General features: G+C 72.8%; 23 protein-coding genes. 11 read left to right on the top strand and 12 right to left on the bottom strand.

Annotated features, from left to right (window positions below; genetic code table 11):
* Positions 1-24: 24 nt before the first annotated feature.
* The 3 genes from ACZ7MF_RS21255 to ACZ7MF_RS21245 all read right to left on the bottom strand — a co-directional run bounded on the left by ACZ7MF_RS21255 (position 25) and on the right by ACZ7MF_RS21245 (position 2,979).
* A complete protein-coding gene (locus ACZ7MF_RS21255; protein WP_471478518.1) occupies positions 25-1,038 on the bottom strand; it encodes a hemolysin family protein in 1,014 nt (337 codons plus the stop codon).
* The gene (locus tag ACZ7MF_RS21250; protein ID WP_471478516.1) at positions 1,035-2,405 is read right to left on the bottom strand and encodes a hemolysin family protein; all 1,371 of its coding nucleotides are present in this window, start codon (positions 2,403-2,405) and stop codon (positions 1,035-1,037) included. Before ACZ7MF_RS21250 ends, ACZ7MF_RS21255 begins: the two co-directional genes overlap by 4 nt.
* An 82-nt stretch (positions 2,406-2,487) precedes the next feature.
* On the bottom strand, positions 2,488-2,979 hold the full coding sequence (locus ACZ7MF_RS21245) for a GNAT family N-acetyltransferase (RefSeq protein WP_471478513.1): 492 nt from the start codon (positions 2,977-2,979) through the stop codon (positions 2,488-2,490).
* A 40-nt stretch (positions 2,980-3,019) separates the two neighbouring features.
* Between ACZ7MF_RS21245 and ACZ7MF_RS21240 the strand changes: the two genes are divergently transcribed.
* Positions 3,020-3,247, top strand: a complete 228-nt coding sequence (locus tag ACZ7MF_RS21240) for a toxin-antitoxin system HicB family antitoxin (protein WP_356868062.1) — start codon at positions 3,020-3,022, stop codon at positions 3,245-3,247.
* 19 nt (positions 3,248-3,266) lie between these two features.
* Positions 3,267-3,641, top strand: a complete 375-nt coding sequence (locus tag ACZ7MF_RS21235) for a fic family toxin-antitoxin system, toxin component (protein ID WP_356868064.1) — start codon at positions 3,267-3,269, stop codon at positions 3,639-3,641.
* A 21-nt stretch (positions 3,642-3,662) separates the two neighbouring features.
* Here ACZ7MF_RS21235 and ACZ7MF_RS21230 read toward each other — a convergent pair whose 3' ends face one another.
* From ACZ7MF_RS21230 to bioB, 4 genes are all read right to left on the bottom strand, one after another.
* Entirely contained in the window at positions 3,663-4,340 is a 678-nt protein-coding gene (locus ACZ7MF_RS21230; RefSeq protein ID WP_471478509.1) for a class I SAM-dependent methyltransferase, read from the bottom strand.
* A 310-nt stretch (positions 4,341-4,650) separates the two neighbouring features.
* A complete protein-coding gene (gene bioD / locus ACZ7MF_RS21225) occupies positions 4,651-5,367 on the bottom strand; it encodes a dethiobiotin synthase (protein ID WP_471478506.1) in 717 nt (238 codons plus the stop codon).
* A gap of 1 nt (position 5,368) precedes the next feature.
* Complete coding sequence (locus ACZ7MF_RS21220) at positions 5,369-6,655, bottom strand: adenosylmethionine--8-amino-7-oxononanoate transaminase (protein ID WP_471478502.1); 1,287 nt, start codon at positions 6,653-6,655, stop codon at positions 5,369-5,371.
* A complete protein-coding gene (bioB, locus tag ACZ7MF_RS21215) occupies positions 6,648-7,865 on the bottom strand; it encodes a biotin synthase BioB (protein ID WP_471478499.1) in 1,218 nt (405 codons plus the stop codon). Before bioB ends, ACZ7MF_RS21220 begins: the two co-directional genes overlap by 8 nt.
* A 149-nt stretch (positions 7,866-8,014) precedes the next feature.
* Here bioB and ACZ7MF_RS21210 point away from each other — a divergent pair, with 149 nt between their 5' ends.
* A complete protein-coding gene (locus ACZ7MF_RS21210) occupies positions 8,015-9,142 on the top strand; it encodes an 8-amino-7-oxononanoate synthase (RefSeq protein WP_471478496.1) in 1,128 nt (375 codons plus the stop codon).
* A gap of 42 nt (positions 9,143-9,184) precedes the next feature.
* On the opposite strand, the gene ACZ7MF_RS21205 is transcribed toward ACZ7MF_RS21210, so the two are convergent.
* Both ACZ7MF_RS21205 and ACZ7MF_RS21200 read right to left on the bottom strand, forming a co-directional pair.
* Positions 9,185-9,415: a DUF397 domain-containing protein gene (locus tag ACZ7MF_RS21205; protein ID WP_356868098.1), complete on the bottom strand. Its 231-nt coding sequence runs from the start codon at positions 9,413-9,415 to the stop codon at positions 9,185-9,187.
* 21 nt (positions 9,416-9,436) lie between these two features.
* Positions 9,437-10,297, bottom strand: coding sequence for a helix-turn-helix domain-containing protein (locus ACZ7MF_RS21200; RefSeq protein WP_471478493.1), 861 nt, complete (start codon positions 10,295-10,297; stop codon positions 9,437-9,439).
* Positions 10,298-10,512: 215 nt separating this feature from the next.
* Here ACZ7MF_RS21200 and ACZ7MF_RS21195 point away from each other — a divergent pair, with 215 nt between their 5' ends.
* Positions 10,513-11,025 carry an ATP-binding protein gene (locus ACZ7MF_RS21195; protein WP_471478489.1) on the top strand — a complete coding sequence of 171 codons (513 nt, stop codon included), beginning with the start codon at positions 10,513-10,515 and terminating at the stop codon, positions 11,023-11,025.
* Here the strand turns inward: ACZ7MF_RS21195 and ACZ7MF_RS21190 are convergent.
* The 3 genes from ACZ7MF_RS21190 to ACZ7MF_RS21180 form a co-directional block, all read right to left on the bottom strand.
* Positions 10,996-11,469: a C40 family peptidase gene (locus ACZ7MF_RS21190; protein ID WP_356868080.1), complete on the bottom strand. Its 474-nt coding sequence runs from the start codon at positions 11,467-11,469 to the stop codon at positions 10,996-10,998. The two genes, ACZ7MF_RS21195 and ACZ7MF_RS21190, sit on opposite strands and share 30 nt — an antisense overlap.
* A 558-nt stretch (positions 11,470-12,027) precedes the next feature.
* Positions 12,028-12,336 carry a hypothetical protein gene (locus tag ACZ7MF_RS21185; RefSeq protein ID WP_471478485.1) on the bottom strand — a complete coding sequence of 103 codons (309 nt, stop codon included), beginning with the start codon at positions 12,334-12,336 and terminating at the stop codon, positions 12,028-12,030.
* A gap of 7 nt (positions 12,337-12,343) precedes the next feature.
* A complete protein-coding gene (locus tag ACZ7MF_RS21180; protein WP_471478482.1) occupies positions 12,344-12,979 on the bottom strand; it encodes an ATP-dependent Clp protease proteolytic subunit in 636 nt (211 codons plus the stop codon).
* A gap of 111 nt (positions 12,980-13,090) precedes the next feature.
* Between ACZ7MF_RS21180 and ACZ7MF_RS21175 the strand changes: the two genes are divergently transcribed.
* The 7 genes from ACZ7MF_RS21175 to ACZ7MF_RS21145 all read left to right on the top strand — a co-directional run bounded on the left by ACZ7MF_RS21175 (position 13,091) and on the right by ACZ7MF_RS21145 (position 18,253).
* A complete protein-coding gene (locus tag ACZ7MF_RS21175; protein ID WP_471478480.1) occupies positions 13,091-13,375 on the top strand; it encodes a type II toxin-antitoxin system Phd/YefM family antitoxin in 285 nt (94 codons plus the stop codon).
* Between the two features lie 251 nt (positions 13,376-13,626).
* The gene (locus ACZ7MF_RS21170) at positions 13,627-13,929 is read left to right on the top strand and encodes an urease subunit gamma (RefSeq protein ID WP_003977595.1); all 303 of its coding nucleotides are present in this window, start codon (positions 13,627-13,629) and stop codon (positions 13,927-13,929) included.
* A 13-nt stretch (positions 13,930-13,942) separates the two neighbouring features.
* A complete protein-coding gene (locus ACZ7MF_RS21165) occupies positions 13,943-14,254 on the top strand; it encodes an urease subunit beta (RefSeq protein WP_471478478.1) in 312 nt (103 codons plus the stop codon).
* Complete coding sequence (locus tag ACZ7MF_RS21160) at positions 14,247-15,968, top strand: urease subunit alpha (protein ID WP_471478476.1); 1,722 nt, start codon at positions 14,247-14,249, stop codon at positions 15,966-15,968. Before ACZ7MF_RS21165 ends, ACZ7MF_RS21160 begins: the two co-directional genes overlap by 8 nt.
* Positions 15,969-15,976: 8 nt before the next feature.
* Positions 15,977-16,651: an urease accessory protein UreF gene (locus ACZ7MF_RS21155; RefSeq protein WP_471478474.1), complete on the top strand. Its 675-nt coding sequence runs from the start codon at positions 15,977-15,979 to the stop codon at positions 16,649-16,651.
* Between the two features lie 163 nt (positions 16,652-16,814).
* Positions 16,815-17,492 (top strand): urease accessory protein UreG, encoded by a 678-nt coding sequence (gene ureG / locus ACZ7MF_RS21150; RefSeq protein WP_471478472.1) that lies wholly within the window; start codon positions 16,815-16,817, stop codon positions 17,490-17,492.
* Entirely contained in the window at positions 17,489-18,253 is a 765-nt protein-coding gene (locus tag ACZ7MF_RS21145; protein ID WP_471478910.1) for an urease accessory protein UreD, read from the top strand. Before ureG ends, ACZ7MF_RS21145 begins: the two co-directional genes overlap by 4 nt.
* Positions 18,254-18,312 lie beyond the last annotated feature (59 nt).

Below are 18,312 nucleotides of genomic sequence, written 5' to 3'. Positions count from 1 at the left end.
CCGTGCGCCCGCCGGACGCCGGGCTCACGTCCGTTGCCCGAACAGCTCCCGCAGCACGTCCTCCATGGTCACCAGACCCGCCAGCCGTCCGTCGGAGCCGAGCACCGCCGCCAGGTGCGTACGGCTGCGACGCATGGCGGTGAGCACGTCGTCCAGCGGGGTGCGCTCGCGCACCCGGGCGATGGGGCGCATGTCCCGCAGCCGGAACGGCAGGTCCCGCGGCGAGGCGTCCAGGGCGTCCTTCACGTGCAGGTAGCCGACGATCCGCCGCCCGTCGTCCACCACCGGGAAACGGGAGAACCCCGACTGCGCCGACAGCCGCTCCAACTGCTCCGGGGTGATGCCCACGCGCGCGTGCACGACGCGCTCCAGCGGCAGTACCACGTCCCGCACCGGCCGGCGGCCCAGCTCCAGGGCGTCGCGCAGCCGCTCCCTGGCCCGGTCGTCGATCAGTCCGGCCTCGCCCGCGTCCTTGACGATCTCCGCCAGCTCCGCGTCCGTGAAGGTCGCCGCCACCTCGTTCTTGGCCTCGACCCTGAGCAGTTTGAGCAGTCCGTTCGCGAAGGCGTTGACCGTGAAGATCACCGGGCGCAGTGCCCGGGACAGCGCCACCAGTGGCGGCCCGAGGATCAGCGCGCTGCGCACCGGCTCGGCCAGCGCGATGTTCTTCGGCACCATCTCGCCGAGCAGCATGTGCAGATACGTCGCCAGCGCGAGGGCGATCACGAAGGACACCGCGTGCCCGGCGCCCGACGGCACGCCCACCGCGTGGAACACCGGCTCCAGCAGGTGCGCGATCGCCGGTTCCGCGACGATGCCGAGGACCAGCGTGCACAGCGTGATGCCGAGCTGCGCCGCCGCCAGCAGGGCCGACACGTGCTCGAGCCCCCACAGCACGCGCTTGGCCCGGGTGTCGCCCTCCTCGGCGTACGGCTCCACCTGGCTGCGGCGCACGGAGATCAGCGCGAACTCGGCGCCCACGAAGAACGCGTTGACGACCAGGGTCGCCAGACCGATCAGCAGCTGTACCGCGGTCACCGGCCCGCCTCCCCTTCGTCCTCCCCGCCGCCCGGGCCGGGCTCGGCGGTGTCGGCTCCGTCCTCAAGGGGGGCGTGCATCAGCACCCGGGCAGCCCTGCGCCCCGTGCCGTCCACGACGTCCAGCCGCCAGCCGGCGACATCGAGGCTGTCGCCGACGACGGGGATGTGCCCGAGACCGGCCGCCACCAGCCCCGCGACCGTCTCGTACGGCCCCTCGGGCACCCGCAGGCCCAGCCGCTCGAGCCGGTCCACGCGCGCGGAGCCGTCGGCCCAGTACAGCGCGTGCCCCGCTTCGTCCGTGCCGGCCGGATCGAGGTCGGGCGTCTCGTGCGGATCGTGCTCGTCCCGCACCTGGCCGACCACCTCCTCGACGATGTCCTCCAGCGTGGCCACCCCGGCCGTACCGCCGTACTCGTCGATCACCACGGCCATCGTGCGCCGCCCCGAGAGCCGGTCCAGGAGCCGGTCCACGGTCAGCGACTCGGGGACCAGCAGCGGCTCGCGCATCAGGTCGGCGACCGGCATCCCGGGCCGCCGCTCGGCCGGTACCGCCAGGACGTCCTTGACGTGCGCCGTCCCGACCACGGCGTCGAGGCTGTCCTGATAGACCGGGAACCGGGACAACCCGGTCGCCCGCGTCGCGTTCGCCACGTCCTCGCACGTCGCCCGGACGTCGAGGGCCACGACCTGGACGCGCGGGGTCATCACCTGCTGCGCCGTCAGGTCGGCCAGGTTCAGGGTGCGCACGAACAACTCGGCGGTGTCGGCCTCCAGCGCGCCCTCCTTGGCCGAGTGCCGGGCGAGCGCCGCCAGCTCCTGCGGGCCGCGTGCGGACGCCAGTTCCTCGGCGGGCTCCACGCCGAAACGGCGCACGATGCGGTTGGCGGTGTTGTTCAGATGGGTGATGAAGGGCCGGAAGACCGCGCTGAACCAGCGTTGCGGGCCGCCCACCCGCTTGGCCACGGCCAGCGGCGAGGAGATCGCCCAGTTCTTCGGCACCAGCTCCCCGACGATCATCAGGAAGACCGTCGACAGGGCGGTGCCCAGCACCAGCGCCAGTGAGGACGACGCCGAACGCGACACCCCGAGGTCCTCCAGCGGCCCCGCGATCAGCGCCGCGACCGACGGCTCGGCGAGCATGCCGACCACCAGGTTGGTGACCGTGATGCCGAGCTGGGCGCCGGAGAGCTGGAAGGTCAGGTTCCGTACGCCCTTGAGGGCACTCGCCGCGCCCCGCTCGCCCCGCGCCGCGGCGCGCTCCAGTTCGCCGCGCTCGACGGTGGTCAGCGAGAACTCGGCCGCGACGAAGGCGCCGCAGGCGAGGGAGAGCAGGATCGCCACCAGCAGCAGGAGCACTTCGGTCATCGGGTCACCTCGGACCCATGATCGGCCAGGACCCGGAGGTTCGCCCGATGTTCAAGCCTTCAACCTTTCGCCTCGCGGCGGCTCAGTCGGTGAGGTGCTTCACCCAGCGCCGCCACTGCTCCTGCGGCTCGTACCCGGCGGCCCGCCAGGCATGCTGGGCCCGCTCGTTGCGCACCAGCACCATCGCGTCACCGCGGCGCCCGCCGAGCCGGACGAAGCGCTCGTCGGCGGCCGTGAGCAGGGCCGAGCCGATGCCACGGCGCCGGTGGTCCGGGTGCACCGCCAGCCGGTACAGATGACAGCGCCAGCCGTCGAAGCCCGCGATCACCGTGCCCACCAGCTCCCCCTCGCGCTCGGCCAGGAGCAGTGCCTCGGGGTCGCGCGCCACCAGACGCTCCACGCCGTCCCGGTCGTCGCTGATGCTCGTCCCCTCGGCGGCCGTCTTCCAGAAGGCCAGCACGGCGTCCAGGTCCTCGGGCGCGGCGGGCCGTATGCGCAGATCCGTCATGCCGCGATCCCACCACGAGCGCCGGGCACCCGTGCGGTTGTTTCGGGATGCGGACGGACGCGGCACGCCCTTGCCGCTGCTAGCGTTCCGGCGCTAGCTTCAAGGTATGGCGAAGACCCGGAAGGCCCAGCTGAACGTGCGGGTGGACGAGGGCACGGCCCAGGCTGCCCGTGAGAAGGCCCTGGCCCGGGGGGTGAGCGTCAACCGCTACATCGAGGAACTGGTCCGGCAGGACACCGGCGAGGCGGGCCGCACCTTCGTGGAGGCCGCCGCCGACTTCATGCGGCAGTACGAGAAGGTGTTCGCCGAGGAGGCCGGCGAGGGCCGTCGCTGAGCCGTCGCACGCGTTCCGGATGAACGACCTCACCATCGACCTCGCCTGGCTGCTGATGCTCGCCGAGCGGCGCACTCCCGGTGACCCGCAGGTCACCGACTGGGGAGCGCTCGTCGCGGCCGTCGCCCGCCACCGGGCCGAGATATTCGACACCCCGGTCTACGACACCCCGCACGCCCGCGCCGCCGCGCTGCTCCAGCTGCTGATCCACGTCCCGGCGCTGGAGCGCTCCAACGCCCTGTTCGCCTCCGCGGTCGCCTACGCCTACCTGGTTGCCGGCGGGGTCGAGGTCGTCACCACGCCGGAGCGGGTGCGGGACCTCGCGCTGCTCGTGAAGAAGGGCGAGGCGTCGGTCGAGGAGATCGCGGACGAACTGCGCGGCTGGAGCCGGTGACCGCACCGGTCGCCCCGCTGTTCAGGACGGTCGCCAGGCCGTGCCCAGGACGCAGTACGAACTCGGCAGGGCCGGCCCGTGCTCCGGCATCATCACCTGTCGGTAGGGCCCGAGGACGAACCCCGCCTCCCGCAGCGCGGCCACCGGTTCGCGGGACAGGTGGCAGCCGCCCGACAGGGGAGGCCACAGCGTCCGGTCCAGCGCCCGCTGGGTGAAGGTCATCGCCCGCCCGCCGCCCCGGCCGTGCTCGAAGAACCGCACCTGTCCGCCCGGCCGCAGGACGCGCCGCAGCTCCGCGAGCGCGCGCGGCACGTCCCGGACACTGCACAGCACCAGCGAGACCACGGCCGCGTCGAAGGCCTCGCTCTTGACCGGCAGGGCCTCCGCCGCGCCGGGCGCCACGTCCACCGGAACCTCGGCGCGCAGCGCGGCCTCCACCGCCAACTGCCGCAGCACCCGCTCCGGTTCGATGGCGACGACCTCGGACACGGTGCCCGGATAGTGCGAGAAGTTCAGCCCGTTGCCCGCGCCGACCTCGATCACCCGCCCGGACAGTCCGGCGAGCAGCCGTTGGCGCACGCGGGCCATGCCCATCCGGGTCTCGGCGCCCACACTGATACGGGCGTAGTACCGGGCGAACAGCGGATGGTGCACGGTGTCCCGCGGCACCCCGCGGGCACGGGCGGATCGCAACGGCATGGGACCTCCCTCACGAGGCGACGCCTTACCGCGATTCTCCCCCGCGCGGGCCCGGTGCACCCACCGCGCGAGCGATTCGCCCGGAGCGCCCTCGACCGACCGCGCGGCCCCGGCCCGCTGCGGCGGCCGGGACGACTCGCTCAGGGCGAACGTGTCCGCGCCGCGACGTTGTCCGCAGTTGGGTGCCGCCGAGCGGCGCGCTCCCGCACCCTCCCGGACGCTCCCGCGTCCTCCCGTGCCCGGATCGCCTCGGCGGCGCGTGGTCCGTCGCCGCGCGCTCCCGTGCCGCCCGTCCCGAGCACCCCGCCGGTCACGGGCCGTGCCGGTCGCCGAACGCGTCCGCGTCCCAGGTGCCGTCCAAGGGCGGCGCCAGCCAGCTCGGTGCCGTCGAGCGGAAGGCGGCCGGGCTGAGGGACCCCGCCCCGGCCGGGACCGCGCCGAGGAGCGGAACGCCGGACACGTCCGGGAGGTCCGCGAGGTTGCAGCGGGCGGCGAGGTCCGGGGCCCCGGGCCAGCTGCCGATCACCAGCCCGGGCAGCTCCAGCCCCCGGGAACGCAGCTCGCGCGCCGTCAGCTCCGTGGTGTTCAGCGTGCCCAGCCCCGCCGACGTCACCAGCAGCACCGGTGCGCCCAGCACACCGGCGACGTCCGCCAGCGTCCCGCCCTCCGCGTCGAAGCGTACGAGCAGTCCGCCCGCGCCCTCGACCAGCACCAGATCGTGCTCCGTGGCCAGTTTGGCCGCGGCATCGGCCACCTCCCACGGACGCACCGGTGCCCGCCCGGCCCGGCGCGCGGCCGTGCCCGGCGCCAACGGCTCGGGGAACCGGGCCACTTCGGCGACCGTCACGTTCCCGGCCAGGCGGGCCACTTCCTGGGCGTCCCCGGCCTCGTCCGGCCCGACGCCCGTCTGCGCCGCCTTGAGCACGGCCACCGTCCGGCCGCCCGTCAGGGCCGCCGCGGCCACTGCGGCGGTCACGACCGTCTTGCCGACCTCCGTACCCGTGCCCGTGATCACCAGTACCGTCATGTCATCCCTCCCGTGCCGCCGCGCACACCGCGCGGGCGATGCGTGCCACGTCCGCGTCGCCCGTGACGTACGGCGGCATGGTGTAGACCAGGTCGCGGAACGGGCGCAGCCACACGCCCTCGCGCACGGCCGCCTCCGTGGCCGCCCGCATGTCGACGGCACGGTCGAGCTGCACCACCCCGATCGCGCCGAGCACCCGCACGTCCCGTACGCCGGGCAGCTCGGCGGCGGGTGCGAGCCCCTCGGTGAGACCCGCCTCGATGCGCTTGACCTCCGCGCGCCAGTCCTGGCCGAGCAGCAGTCCGATCGACGCGCACGCCACGGCCGCGGCCAGCGGATTGCCCATGAACGTCGGCCCGTGGGCCAGCACCGGCACCTCGCCCCGCGAGATGCCCTCGGCCACCCGCGACGTGCACAGCGTGGCCGCCATCGTCAGGTAACCGCCGGTCAGTGCCTTGCCCACGCACATCACGTCCGGCGTCACCGCCGCGTGCTCCGCGGCGAACAACGCCCCCGTGCGTCCGAATCCGGTGGCGATCTCGTCGAACACCAGCAGCACGCCGTGTGCGTCGCAGGCCTCGCGCAGCACCCGCAGATACGCGGGGGAGTGGAAGCGCATCCCGCCCGCGCCCTGCACCACCGGCTCGACGATCACCGCGGCCAGTTCGTCGGCGTGCCGCTCGACCATCGACCGCAGGTGGTCGGCGTACGTCTCCTCGTACTCCGCCGGCGGCGCGTCCGCGAAGACCTGGCGCGGCAGGACGCCGGACCACAGCTCGTGCATGCCGCCCTCGGGGTCGCACACCGACATGGGCTGCCAGGTGTCGCCGTGGTAGCCGCCGCGCCAGGTGAGCAGACGGCGCTTGCCGGGGCGGCCGAGCGAGCGCCAGTACTGCAGGCACATCTTCACGGCGACCTCGACCGACACCGACCCGGAGTCGGCGAGAAACACGTGCTCCAGGCCCTCGGGAGACATGTCGACAAGGAGCTTCGCCAGCCGTACGGCGGGCTCGTGGGTGAGCCCGCCGAACATCACGTGGCTCATCCGCTCCAACTGCTCGCGCGCGGCCGCGTTCAGCACCGGGTGGTTGTAGCCGTGGATCGCCGACCACCAGGACGACATCCCGTCGACCAGTTCCCCGGAGCCGTCGGCCGGCCGCAGCCGGACCCCGCTCGCCGACTCCACGACCAGCGGATCCTGCCGGCCGGGCATGGGCCCGTACGGGTGCCAGACGTGCCGCCGGTCCAGGGCCAGCAGTTCGGCGACGTTCAGCGCGGGCTCAGGCATTGGGCGCGAGGTCCGTCCCGGCGCCGCGGCGGCGTACCGCCACCAGGTCCGTGCGGGGCTCCTCGGCGGGGCGCGGCGTCGCGGACGCGGGGGCGCACGCTTCACCACCGGCGTGCGAGCCGCAGCCCGCGTCGCCGTCGGCGCCCGCGTGCGAGCCGCAGCCACCACCACCCTCGTGCGAGCCGCAGCCCCCGCCCCGCACCGATGCGCGGTGCTCCGGCAGGGTGACCTCGCCCGCGCCCTCCACCTCGAAGCCGGCGTCCGCGATCATCTCCAGGTCCGCGTGGCCCGCCTGGCCCTCGCTGGTGAGGTAGTCGCCGAGGAAGACCGAGTTGGCCAGGTGCAGCGCGAGCGGCTGCATCGTGCGCAGATGGACCTCGCGCCCGCCGGCGATGCGCACCTCGACGTCCGGGCAGACGAACCGCGTCATCGCCAGGATGCGCAGGCACCGCTGCGGGGTGAGGTGCCACTCCTTGGCCAGCGGCGTGCCCTCCATCGGGATCAGGAAGTTGACCGGCACCGAGTCCGGGTCCAGCTCGCGCAGCGAGAAGACCACGTCGACCAGGTCCTCGTCGCTCTCGCCCATGCCCGCGATGAGCCCCGAGCAGGCGGACAGCCCGGCCGCGTGCGCCTTGTTCACGGTGTCCACCCGGTCGGCGTACGTGTGCGTGGTGGTGATGTCGCCGTACGTCGACTCGGAGGTGTTGAGGTTGTGGTTGTAGGCGTCGGCCCCGGCCTCGCGCAGCCGCTCCGCCTGGCCGTCGGAGAGCAGCCCGAGGCAGGCGCAGACCTCCACGGCCTCGTTCTGCTCCTTGATGGCTTTGATGGTGTCCGAGACGCGGTCCACGTCCCGGTCGGTCGGACCGCGTCCGCTGGCCACCAGGCACACGCGCTTGGCACCCCCGGACACTCCGGCCGCGGCGGCCGCCGAGGCCTGGTCGGGCTTGAGCCAGGTGTACTTGAGGATCTCCGCCTTGGAGCCCAGCCGCTGCGAGCAGTAGGAGCAGTCCTCGGGGCACAGGCCCGACTTGAGGTTGACGAGATAGTTGAGTTTCACCCGTCGGCCGAACCAGTGGCGGCGCACCTTTCCGGCCGCGGCCACCACGTCGAGCAGGTCGTCGTCGGAAGTGGCGAGGACGGCGAGCGCCTCCTCGCGGGTCGGCGACTCGCGCCGAAGCCCCTTGTCCACCAGCGTGTTCAGCAGGTCCATGAGAGCCGATCCTGTCCTAAGGGGCCGTCCGCGGCCAAGGAGACTTTGCACAACACTGACAGATCGACGTGTGGGTATTGCCACACCTCGCGGGGGTGGCCGGACCGCTAATGTCTGTTCATTGCCTACAAAACCCGGAGGGCCGCCGCATGGCGTTCGGCTGGATCGACGAGCAGGACCGGGCGCGCCGCGAGGCCGGACTCGTACGGGTGCTGCGCCCCCGCCCGGCGGCGTCGCCGCTGCTGGACCTGGCGAGCAACGACTACCTGGGTCTCGCCCGGCACCCGGAGGTCGTCGAAGGCGCGGCCTCGGCCGCTCGGACCTGGGGCGGCGGCGCCACCGGCTCGCGGCTGGTGACCGGCACGACCGCGCTGCACGCCGAACTCGAGCGCGAACTGGCCGAGTTCTGCGGGTTCGAGGCCGCGCTCGTCTTCTCCTCCGGCTACGCGGCCAACCTCGCCGCGGTCACCGCGCTGGCGCCGCACGGCAGCCTCGTCGTCTCCGACGCGGGCAACCACGCCTCGCTGATCGACGGTTGCCGGCTCGCCCGCGGCACCACCCAGGTGGTGGGGCACGCCGATCCGGAGGCCGTGCGCAAGGCGCTGGCGACGCACGACGGACCCGCCGTGGCCGTCTCCGACACGGTCTTCTCGGTCGACGGCGACGCCGCGCCCCTGACCGCGCTCGCCGAGGCGTGCCGGGAGCACGGCGCCGGACTGGTCGTCGACGACGCCCACGGTCTCGGCGTCCTCGGTGACGGCGGCCGGGGTGCCCCGCAGGGGGCGGGACTCGCGGGCCGTGACGACGTCGTCGTGACCGTCACGCTGTCCAAGTCGCTCGGCGCCCAGGGCGGCGCCGTGCTGGGCCCCGCCCGGGTGATCGACCACCTGGTCAACGCGGCCCGCACGTTCATCTTCGACACGGGACTCGCCCCCGCCGCCGCGGGGGCGGCCCTCGCGGCGCTCAGGCTGCTCGTCCGCGAGCCGGAGCGTGCGGCGCGGGCCCGAGCCGTCGCCGCCGAACTGCACGGACGCCTGACCGCCGCGGGTCTGGACGCGGTACGTCCGGACGCCGCGGTCGTCTCGGTGCGCGCACCCTCCCCGGAGGAGGCCGTGCGGTGGGCGGCCGACTGCCGGGCGGCCGGCCTGTCCGTGGGCTGCTTCCGCCCTCCTTCCGTGCCCGACGGCATCTCACGGCTCAGGCTGACCGCCCGCGGGGACCTCTCCGGGGAACAGATCGAGCGCGCTGTACGGGTGATCGGCGAAACGCGGCCATGAGTCGGCGGGACACGGCCGTGCGTCGTCCGGTGTCCGGCGTGGTCAGCCGCGGCCGACGCCGGCGGTGAACGCCGTCCAGCTCCCGGGGGAGAAGAGCAGGGCGGGTCCGGCCGGGATCTTGGAGTCGCGCACGGCGAGCAGTCCGGCACCGGGGCCGGCCGACGGACGGGCCGTCTCGACGCAGTTGTTCGCTCCGGTGCTGTAGCTGCTGCGCAGCCACCGGACACCGGGCATATCGGTGCTGACAGGGATGTTCCGGGGAAGTGCGGACATGGAGCCTGACATGGTGCCTCCTTACGCGCCTGCCGCGGTCGCGGCGATGAAGTCCAACGAGTCCTCGGGCGAAAGGGCATGGATCAGAAGGGCGTTGAAGGCCTCGGTGTAGGCCTCTAGGTCTTCTTTCCGTTCGAGGTGCAAGCTACTCGTCAAGTGGTCGAGAACAACCACGTCCAGATCAGAAGTGCTCGAAAATGAGAAGATTACGAAAGGGCCGGTGACACCGATGTGCGCCCCGGCGGCAAACGGCAGCACCTGGAGCCGGACATGGGGGAGCTGCGCCGCCTCGACGAGCCTGGCCAGTTGACGGGCCATCACGCCGGGCCCGCCCACCACCCGGCGCAGCACCGCCTCGTCCAGGACCGCGCTCAGCTCCAGCGGCGGCTCGCCCCGCAGCACGTCCTGCCGGGCCAGCCGGACCTCCACGAGCGTGTCCAGCCGTTCCGCCGGCATCCCGTCCACGGCGGCGCGCGTCACCGCGCGGGCGTACTCCGGCGTCTGGAGCAGGCCGGGCACCACCGTGGTCTCCAGCGTGCGCATCGCGGAGGCCTGCGACTCCAGGCTGATGAAGTCGCGGTAGGTCGGCGGCAGCACCCCGCGGTACGCGTGCCACCAGTGGTTGCGTCCCCCCGCGTCCTCGGAGCGCGCCAGCATCACCAGCAGCCCCCGCAGCTGCTCGTCGGCCACGCCGTAGGCGTCCAGCAGTAACCGCACGTCGGCCGGTTTCGCCCCGCTCGTCCCGGTCTCGATCCGGCTGACCTTCGACTGGTGCCAGCCCACGAGCCGGGCCGCCTCACCGCTGGTGATGCCCGCCGACGTGCGCAGGGCGCGCAGTTCCGCGCCCAGCTTCCGGCGGCGCACCACGGGACCGTGCTGCATGGGACAACTCCCTTACTCCTTATGAGTCGCCCAAATACGCTCTGCCGTCGCAGAGTTCACCGCTTCGAGCGACAGATATATGCATATCTTGGTGGATCGCCGCCCTTCACAGGTCCGGTGATGGCAGTCTGGCGGCGAAGCACCAGTCCGGGACCGTACTCGAACCATCCGCTCCGTGTCGGGTCGCGGTCCCGTGAGAAAGGGACGGCGTCGCCATGGCAGACCATCTGGAAGCATCCGTCACTCTGCCGAGCGATCCCGCCTCGGTGGCCGCCGCGCGCACCTATGTGGTGGGCACCCTGGCGGAGTGGGGACTGCCGGGCGACGCCGACCTGTCGGACACGGTGCGGCTCATCGTCTCCGAACTGGCGACCAATGCGGTCCAGCACACGTTCGGGCAGTCGCCCACCTTCACGGTGGACCTCGTCCTCGACCGCGACGAGCGGCTGCGCCTCGGCGTCACCGACAGCCATCCGCGCTTCCCCAAGCGTCTGCCCGCCGCCGTCCAGCAGGACAACGGCCGGGGCATGGTGATCATTCGCTGGCTGACCGCCGAGTGCGGCGGCAAGCTGAGAGTCAGGCCGACCCGCGAGGGCGGCAAGACCGTCTCCATCGAACTGCCCTGGGCGCCCCCGGGCGCAGCGGCCGCGCCCGCGGGGGTGACGGCGGGACAGAGCGCCGCCACCCCCGCGGGCGGGCTACTTGACCCGGCCGTACCAGACGCTTGAGGTCCAGATCTTCTCCAGGCGCACCACGGCGCCGGTCTTCGGCGCGTGCCAGATCCTGCCCTTCCCGGCGTAGATGCCGACGTGGTAGACGCTGCTGCCGGAGTGGAAGAACACGAGGTCTCCGGCCTTGCGGTTCCGCACGGAGACCCGGCTGGTCCTGTTGTACTGCTGGGCCGCGGTGCGGGGCAGTTTCTTGCCGGCCTTCTTGAACGAGTACAGGGTCAGGCCGGAGCAGTCGAACCGGTGCGGGCCGGTGGCACCCCAGCGGTACGGGGCGCCCTTCTTGGAGGCCGCGATCTTGAGGGCTTTCGTCGCATGGCTCGCCGCGGCCGCCTCGGAGGCGACACCGGGGACCACGACGGAGCCGCCCACGGCGGCGAGGGTGAGAGCCGAGGCCGTACCGGCACGGGCCATCAGCGACGGGACACGATTGAGCGCGGACATGCGCAACCCTTCGTCAGCCGCCTGTGAAGGATGACCTGTCGGATTCGGGCTGGCGAAGTTGCCCGGCCGCGGTGTGCGGCTTCACCCCAAGGACCGCTGGGCCCGGTGCCTCGCGCGGAGGCGGCCGTGCCGGCGACCCGTCGTGCTCGGGTCCTCCACTCCTGCCGATCCACTTCCCTTGCGACCGGTCGTCCGGACGGCGGCAGGACTCGGCGTCCGCCCGGACCGCCCCGCCGCTGCGGCGGGGGCTTGTCGTCAGTCACGGATCTTGTCCCGCCCCGAGGGGAATTCCCAACGGAACGTGCCCTTTGTGTTGTTACGTGCCACTCACCCGTTCGGGTCGACACCCTCCTGTTCGAAGCGCCGCCACACGCGGTGGCGGCCCCGGGACCAGCGGCGCAGTGGGGTGCCGCAGCGGCGGAGCGCACGGGTGCCGCAACTTCGACCGGTCGCGAATCGGAGGTGTTCCTACGCCGAAAGGGGGTACGCCGTTTGGTCCGTTTCGGCCCGGGGCCGATGCGTCCTGGTGTGAAGCGTCAGGATGCGATGCGGGGTTCCTCACCTCTCGGAAGCCGGCGGGAGACCGACCCGCGCCGTCCGCCGCTCACCGTCGAGCACGCGCAGCGCCCGGGCCAGGGTCGCGGCGTGCACCTCCGTCTCGCCCCGCCGGTGCATCAGCGTCAGCGCGTCACGCAGCGCCGCCGCCTTGCCGACCAGCGCCTGGGCGGCCCGCAACCCGCGGTAGGTGTCGCCCTCCCGCCCGGGGTTGATGCGTCCGAGCAGGTCGACGACGTCCAGATAGCGGTCGATGACCTCGGCCTCGGCGCGGGTCAGCGCGGGCAGCGGGGGCAACTCGGGTGGCAGCACGGGCGGATCACCTCGCGCCGGACGAGGCGGGCGGGGTCCTGCGGCCCGGCACGATCCGGTCCACCAGCCCGTACTCCAGCGCCTGTCGGGCGTCCAGGACCGTGTCCCGCTCGATGTCCGCGGTCACCTGCTCCGGGGTGCGGCCGGTGTGCCGCACGAGGATCTCCTCCAGGCGGGCGCGGATGCGGACCAGTTCCTCGGCGTGGACGGCCAGGTCGCTCGCCTGCCCCTGCACCGGTTCGGTGAGCGCCGGCTGGTGGAGCACCACCCGGGCGCCCGGCAGGACGGCGCGCTTGCCGGGGGTGCCCGCCGCCAGCAGCACCGCGGCGGACGAACCGGCCTGCCCGAGGCAGGTCGTGGCCACGTCGCAGGCGACGTAGCGCATCGTGTCGTAGATCGCGGTCATGGCGGTGAAGGAGCCGCCGGGCGAGTTGACGTAGAGCTCGATGTCCCGGTCCGGTGCCTGGTGCTCCAGGTACATGAACTGCGCCATCACGTCGTTCGCGGAGGTCTCGTCGACCGGTGTCCCGAGGAAGACGATCCGCTCCTGGAGCAGCTTGGAGTACGGGTCCAGCGTGCGGGCTCCGGCGCTCGTGCGCTCGGTGAACTCCGGCAGGACATGGCGGGCGGACGGCCGGGTCATGACGAACCCCTCCTCGTGGCAGAACCGACTTCGGCTGCGCTGTCTCTGTAAAAAATGTACAGGACGTACGCTTGATGGGAGTGGATTCGGGCGAAACCGTAAGCTGGGGTCATGGCCTACGAGATTCCGGTGACGCAAGCCAGGGCCGAGCTGGCCGACCTGATCAACCGGGTGGTGTACGGCGGCGAGCGCGTCGTCGTGACGCGGCACGGCAAGCCTCTCGTCGCCCTCGTCTCCGCCGCCGACCTCGAGCGGCTGGAGGAGGTCCAGGAATCCCGGGACGCCCAGGTGATCACCTCGGTCGCCGCGGTCCACGACGCGGCCGCCGCCTCGGCGCCCCGCGAGCATCACCGCTTCGGCATCGCCGCGGAGCACCGGGGGCCGAACCCGTCCTAGGGCGGCCGGATGTCCGGGATGCGGGCATGCGGGCATGCGCGAAGTCACCGACGGCATCGGTAATCAATCGGTCAAAACCGGGTGACCTGGCCGTAACACTGTAGCCCTAGTCTGCACCCCGATCCACCTGCGGTTTCTTCGGCACCGGTGGGTGCATTCCGGCCCATTCATGTGTGTTACATCTAGAGCCGTCGCGGTGGCCGCGGCAGCCGGACCGTCCGGTCCTGGCGTGATGCCCTGTGAGGTGGTACATGCAACTGACCCCGCACGAGCAGGAGAGACTGCTCATCCATGTGGCCGCGGACGTGGCGGAGAAGCGCCGCGCACGAGGTGTCAAGCTCAATCATCCCGAGGTCGTCGCGCTGATCACCGCGCACATCCTCGAAGGCGCCCGAGACGGGCGCAGCGTCGGCGAACTCATGTCCTCCGGGCGCAAGCTGATCCAGCGCGACGAGGTCATGGAGGGCATCCCCGAGATGATCCACGACGTGCAGGTCGAAGCCACCTTCCCCGACGGCACCAAGCTGGTCACCGTCCACGAACCGATCATCTGACGGGGAGACAGCCGTGATCCCCGGAGAGATCCTCTTCGCCGACGAGCCGGTCGCCTTCAACGAAGGCCGCGCAGTCATCCGCCTGACCGTGCTCAACACCGCCGACCGGCCCGTCCAGGTCGGTTCCCACTACCACTTCGCCGAGGCCAACCCCGGTCTCGAGTTCGACCGCGCCGCGGCGCACGGCAGGCGGCTGGACATCGCCGCCGGCACCGCCGTCCGGTTCGAGCCCGGCGTCCCGGTCGACGTGCGGCTGATCCCCCTCGGGGGCGCCCGTGTCGTCGTCGGTCTGCGCGGCGCGACCGGAGGTGCCCTCGATGCCTGAACTGTCCCGCACCGCCTACGCCGACCTGTTCGGCCCGACCACCGGCGACCGTGTCCGCCTCGCCGACACCGACCTCTTCGTCGAGATCGAGGAGGACCTCTCCGGCGGTCCCGGCCGCTCCGGCGACGAAGCCGTCTTCGGCGGCGGCAAGGTGCTGCGCGAGTCCATGGGGCAGTCGCGCACCACCCGCGCCCAGGGCGCCCCCGACACCGTGATCACCGGAGCCCTGATCATCGATCACTGGGGGATCGTCAAGGCCGACATCGGCATCCGCGACGGACGGATCACCGGCATCGGCAAGGCCGGGAACCCGGACACCATGGACGGCGTCCACCCCGACCTCGTCATCGGCCCCGAGACGGAGATCGTCGCGGGCAACGGCAAGATCGTCACCGCGGGCGGCATCGACACCCACGTCCACTTCATCGCGCCGGGCGCCGTCGACGAGGCCCTGGCGTCCGGCGTCACCACCCTCATCGGCGGCGGCACCGGCCCGGCCGAGGGCAGCAAGGCGACCACCGTCACGCCCGGCGCCTGGCACCTCGCGTGGATGTTCGCCGCCCTGGAGTCGAGCCCCGTCAACATCGGCTTCCTCGGCAAGGGCAGCACCATGTCGAAGGAGTCCATGCGCGACCAACTGCGGGCCGGCGTCCTCGGCTTCAAGATCCACGAGGACTGGGGCGCGACCCCCGCCGTCATCTCCGCGTGCCTGGACGTGTGCGAGGAGTCGGGCGTCCAGCTCGCCGTGCACTCCGACACCCTGAACGAGGCAGGCTTCGTCGGCGACACCTTCGACGCGGTCGCGGGCCGCACCCTGCACGCCTTCCACGTCGAGGGCGCCGGCGGCGGCCACGCACCTGACATGATCACGGCGGTATCGCTGCCCAACATGCTGCCGGCGTCCACCAACCCGACCCGGCCGCACACCGTCAACACCGTCGAGGAACACCTCGACATGCTGATGGTCTGCCACCACCTCAACCCGGCCGTCCCCGAGGACCTCGCCTTCGCCGAGTCCCGGATCCGGCCCAGCACCATCGCGGCCGAGGACATCCTGCACGACATGGGCGCGATCTCGATCATGTCGTCGGACGCCCAGGCCATGGGCCGCATCGGCGAGGTGATCCTGCGGACCTGGCAGACCGCGCACGTGATGAAGCACAGGCGTGGCCTCCTGCCCGGCGACACCCGCGCGGACAACCTCCGTGCCCGTCGCTATGTCGCCAAGTACACGATCAACCCCGCCGTCGCCCAGGGCATCGAGCACGAGGTCGGCTCCGTCGAGACCGGCAAGCTCGCCGACCTGGTGCTCTGGGACCCCCGCTTCTTCGGCGTGAAGCCGCAGCTCGTCATCAAGGGCGGCCAGATCGCGTACGCGCAGGTGGGCGACGCCAACGCCTCCATTCCCACGCCCCAGCCGGTGCTGCCGCGCCCGATGTACGGGGCGCTCGGAAGCGCTCCCGCCACCAACTCGGTCAACTTCGTCTCCGAGCAGGCCGTCGAGGACGGGCTGGCGGAACGGCTCGGGCTCGGGCGGGCGTTCGTGCCCATCCGGTCCACGCGCGGCCGGACCAAGGCCGACATGCGGCAGAACGACGCGCTGCCCTGCGTGGAGGTCGCCGCGGACTCCTTCGCGGTGACCATCGACGGCGAACTCGTCGAACCCGCTCCCGTCGCCGAACTGCCGCTGGCCCAGCGGTACTTCCTCTTCTGAGCGCGGAGATGAGCCGCGCAGCACTGCTCGTCCTCGCGGACGGCCGCTTCCCCGCCGGAGGGCACGCCCACTCCGGCGGGGCGGAGGCCGCCGTCCGGGCGGGACGTATCACGGATGCCGCGAGCCTGGAGGCGTTCTGCCGGGGCCGCCTGCACACCAGCGGGGTCGTCGCGGCGTGCGTCGCGGCGGCCTCCGCCCTCGGTGCCGACCCCGGGGAACTCGACCGGGCCGCCGACGCCCGCACCCCGTCGCCCGCCCTGCGGGTGGCGGCGCGCAGACTGGGGCGGCAGCTGATGCGGGCCGCCCGGGCGACCTGGCCGAGCCCTGAACTCGACGCCCTGGCCTCACTGTTCCCCAAGGGAGCGCATCAGCCCGTCGTGCTCGGGCTCGCCGCGCGTGCGGCCGGGCTCGGGGCGCTCGACGCGGCGTACTGCTCCCTCTACGAGGGGGTGAGCGGACCCGCGACGGCCGTCGTGCGGCTGCTCGGTCTCGATCCGCTCGACGCGACGGGGGTGCTGGCGCGGCTCGCGGGTGAGCTCGACCGGGTCGCCGTGGACGCCGTGGAGGTGGCGGAGCGGGTGATGGCCGACGGGGTTGGGGTGCTGCCCGCGCGGTCGGCGCCGTTGCTGGAGATCGGGGCGGAGGCGCATGCCGCTTGGGCTGTGCGGTTGTTCGCCTCCTAGGTGGGTTCGCCCCCGCCGCCCCTTCCCGTCCCGAACCCAGGGGCTCTGCCCCTTCGACCCTGCCAGGGGGCTGTGCCCCCTGGACCCCCTTCGGCCTGAACGGCCTCGTCCTCAAGCGCCGGACGGGCTGGCAGGCCGCCCCCAACTTTGACAGGAGCCGTTCATGCATCTTGACCATCACCTCGAACCTTCCGCCGCCGTCTCGGCCGATGCCCGTCGGCCCGATGGGAGTCGCCGCGCGCTGCGGATCGGGCTCGGTGGGCCCGTCGGGTCCGGGAAGACCGCCACCGTCGCCGCGTTGTGCCGGGCGCTTCGGGAGGAGTTGTCGCTGGCCGTGGTGACCAACGACATCTACACCCGGGAGGACGCCGAGTTCCTGCTCCGTGAGGCGGTGCTGCCGCCCGAGCGGATCACTGCCGTGGAGACCGGCGCCTGCCCGCACACCGCGATCCGGGACGACATCTCCGCCAACCTGGAGGCCGTCGAGGACCTGGAGGACGAGGTCGGTCCGCTCGACCTTGTCCTCGTGGAGTCGGGTGGGGACAATCTCACCGCCACCTTCTCCAGGGGACTCGTCGACGCACAGGTGTTCGTGATCGACGTGGCGGGCGGCGACGACATCCCGCGCAAGGGCGGGCCCGGAGTCGCCACCGCCGACCTGCTCATCGTCAACAAGACCGACCTCGCGCCGTACGTCGGCTCCGACCTCGCGCGCATGGCCGCCGACGCCAAGGCGGTGCGCGGTGAACTGCCCGTCGTCCTGCAGTCGCTGCGCGGCGCGGACGGGGTGCGGGAGGTCGCTGACTGGGTGCGGGAGCGGATCGCCGCGTGGACCGCGTGACCACCGCCGCGGGCGGCGTCCGGGCGAGCGCCCGCGTCCTCGCCCGCGGTGACGGGCGCGGGGGCACCGTGCTGCCCGTCCTGGAGGGCGAGGGGCCCCTCGCCGTGCGGCGGACCCGGGGGAGCGCGGCCGAGGCCCGGGTGATGCTGGTCGGCGCGATGAGCGGGCCGCTCGGCGGCGACCACTTCGAGGTCGGGGTCCACGCCGGGAACGGCGCCCGGTTGCGGGTCGGCTCGGCCGCCGCCACCCTCGCCCTGCCGGGGCAGGACAAGGCCGCCGCCCGCTACGACGTCCGGCTCACCGTCGACGACGACGCGGAACTGTACTGGCTCCCGGAGCAGTTGATCTCCGCGGGCGGCAGCGATCTCACCGTCACCACGTCCGTCGACCTCGCCGCGGGCGCGCGGCTGCTGCTGCGCGAGGAGCAGGTGCTCGGGCGGGCCGGGGAGGAACCGGGGCGCCTGACCAGCCGTCTCACCCTGCGGATCGACGGGCAGTGCGTCCTCGACCAGGAGTTGTCGTGCGGGCCCGGTGCGCCGGGCGGCTGGGACGGACCCGCCGGGCTGGCGGGACACCGTGCGGTCGGCCAGTTGGTCGTCGTCCGGCCCGGCTTCGCCACCGAGCCACCGGCGGCCCGCGTGTTCGAGGAGGGCGCGGCCGTCATGCCGCTCGCGGGGCCCGCAGCACTGGTGACCGCCGTGGCCCCGGATGCGCTCCGGCTGCGACGACTGCTGGACGGGGCGCTGGCCTCGCTGGACTGAGTCTGCGTCGACCGGTCGGCCGACGGGTCGGCCGACGGCCCCGCCGACCGAACGCCCTT

Source organism: Streptomyces sp. NPDC111628, assembly GCF_055635195.1.
Note: the sequence above shows the minus strand (reverse complement) of the source record. Positions and strands in the feature narration are given on the sequence as shown.

Bases quoted from the DNA above. Each gene is read 5' to 3' on its own strand.
- ACZ7MF_RS21250 (WP_471478516.1), bottom strand. From the start codon at position 2,405: ATGACCGAAGTGCTCCTGCTGCTGGTGGCGATCCTGCTCTCCCTCGCC.
- ACZ7MF_RS21240 (WP_356868062.1), top strand. From the start codon at position 3,020: ATGGCGAAGACCCGGAAGGCCCAGCTGAACGTGCGGGTGGACGAGGGC.
- ACZ7MF_RS21235 (WP_356868064.1), top strand. From the start codon at position 3,267: ATGAACGACCTCACCATCGACCTCGCCTGGCTGCTGATGCTCGCCGAG.
- ACZ7MF_RS21230 (WP_471478509.1), bottom strand. From the start codon at position 4,340: ATGCCGTTGCGATCCGCCCGTGCCCGCGGGGTGCCGCGGGACACCGTG.
- bioD (WP_471478506.1), bottom strand. From the start codon at position 5,367: ATGACGGTACTGGTGATCACGGGCACGGGTACGGAGGTCGGCAAGACG.
- ACZ7MF_RS21220 (WP_471478502.1), bottom strand. From the start codon at position 6,655: ATGCCTGAGCCCGCGCTGAACGTCGCCGAACTGCTGGCCCTGGACCGG.
- bioB (WP_471478499.1), bottom strand. From the start codon at position 7,865: ATGGACCTGCTGAACACGCTGGTGGACAAGGGGCTTCGGCGCGAGTCG.
- ACZ7MF_RS21210 (WP_471478496.1), top strand. From the start codon at position 8,015: ATGGCGTTCGGCTGGATCGACGAGCAGGACCGGGCGCGCCGCGAGGCC.
- ACZ7MF_RS21205 (WP_356868098.1), bottom strand. From the start codon at position 9,415: ATGTCCGCACTTCCCCGGAACATCCCTGTCAGCACCGATATGCCCGGT.
- ACZ7MF_RS21200 (WP_471478493.1), bottom strand. From the start codon at position 10,297: ATGCAGCACGGTCCCGTGGTGCGCCGCCGGAAGCTGGGCGCGGAACTG.
- ACZ7MF_RS21195 (WP_471478489.1), top strand. From the start codon at position 10,513: ATGGCAGACCATCTGGAAGCATCCGTCACTCTGCCGAGCGATCCCGCC.
- ACZ7MF_RS21190 (WP_356868080.1), bottom strand. From the start codon at position 11,469: ATGTCCGCGCTCAATCGTGTCCCGTCGCTGATGGCCCGTGCCGGTACG.
- ACZ7MF_RS21180 (WP_471478482.1), bottom strand. From the start codon at position 12,979: ATGACCCGGCCGTCCGCCCGCCATGTCCTGCCGGAGTTCACCGAGCGC.
- ACZ7MF_RS21175 (WP_471478480.1), top strand. From the start codon at position 13,091: ATGGCCTACGAGATTCCGGTGACGCAAGCCAGGGCCGAGCTGGCCGAC.
- ACZ7MF_RS21170 (WP_003977595.1), top strand. From the start codon at position 13,627: ATGCAACTGACCCCGCACGAGCAGGAGAGACTGCTCATCCATGTGGCC.
- ACZ7MF_RS21160 (WP_471478476.1), top strand. From the start codon at position 14,247: ATGCCTGAACTGTCCCGCACCGCCTACGCCGACCTGTTCGGCCCGACC.
- ACZ7MF_RS21155 (WP_471478474.1), top strand. From the start codon at position 15,977: ATGAGCCGCGCAGCACTGCTCGTCCTCGCGGACGGCCGCTTCCCCGCC.
- ureG (WP_471478472.1), top strand. From the start codon at position 16,815: ATGCATCTTGACCATCACCTCGAACCTTCCGCCGCCGTCTCGGCCGAT.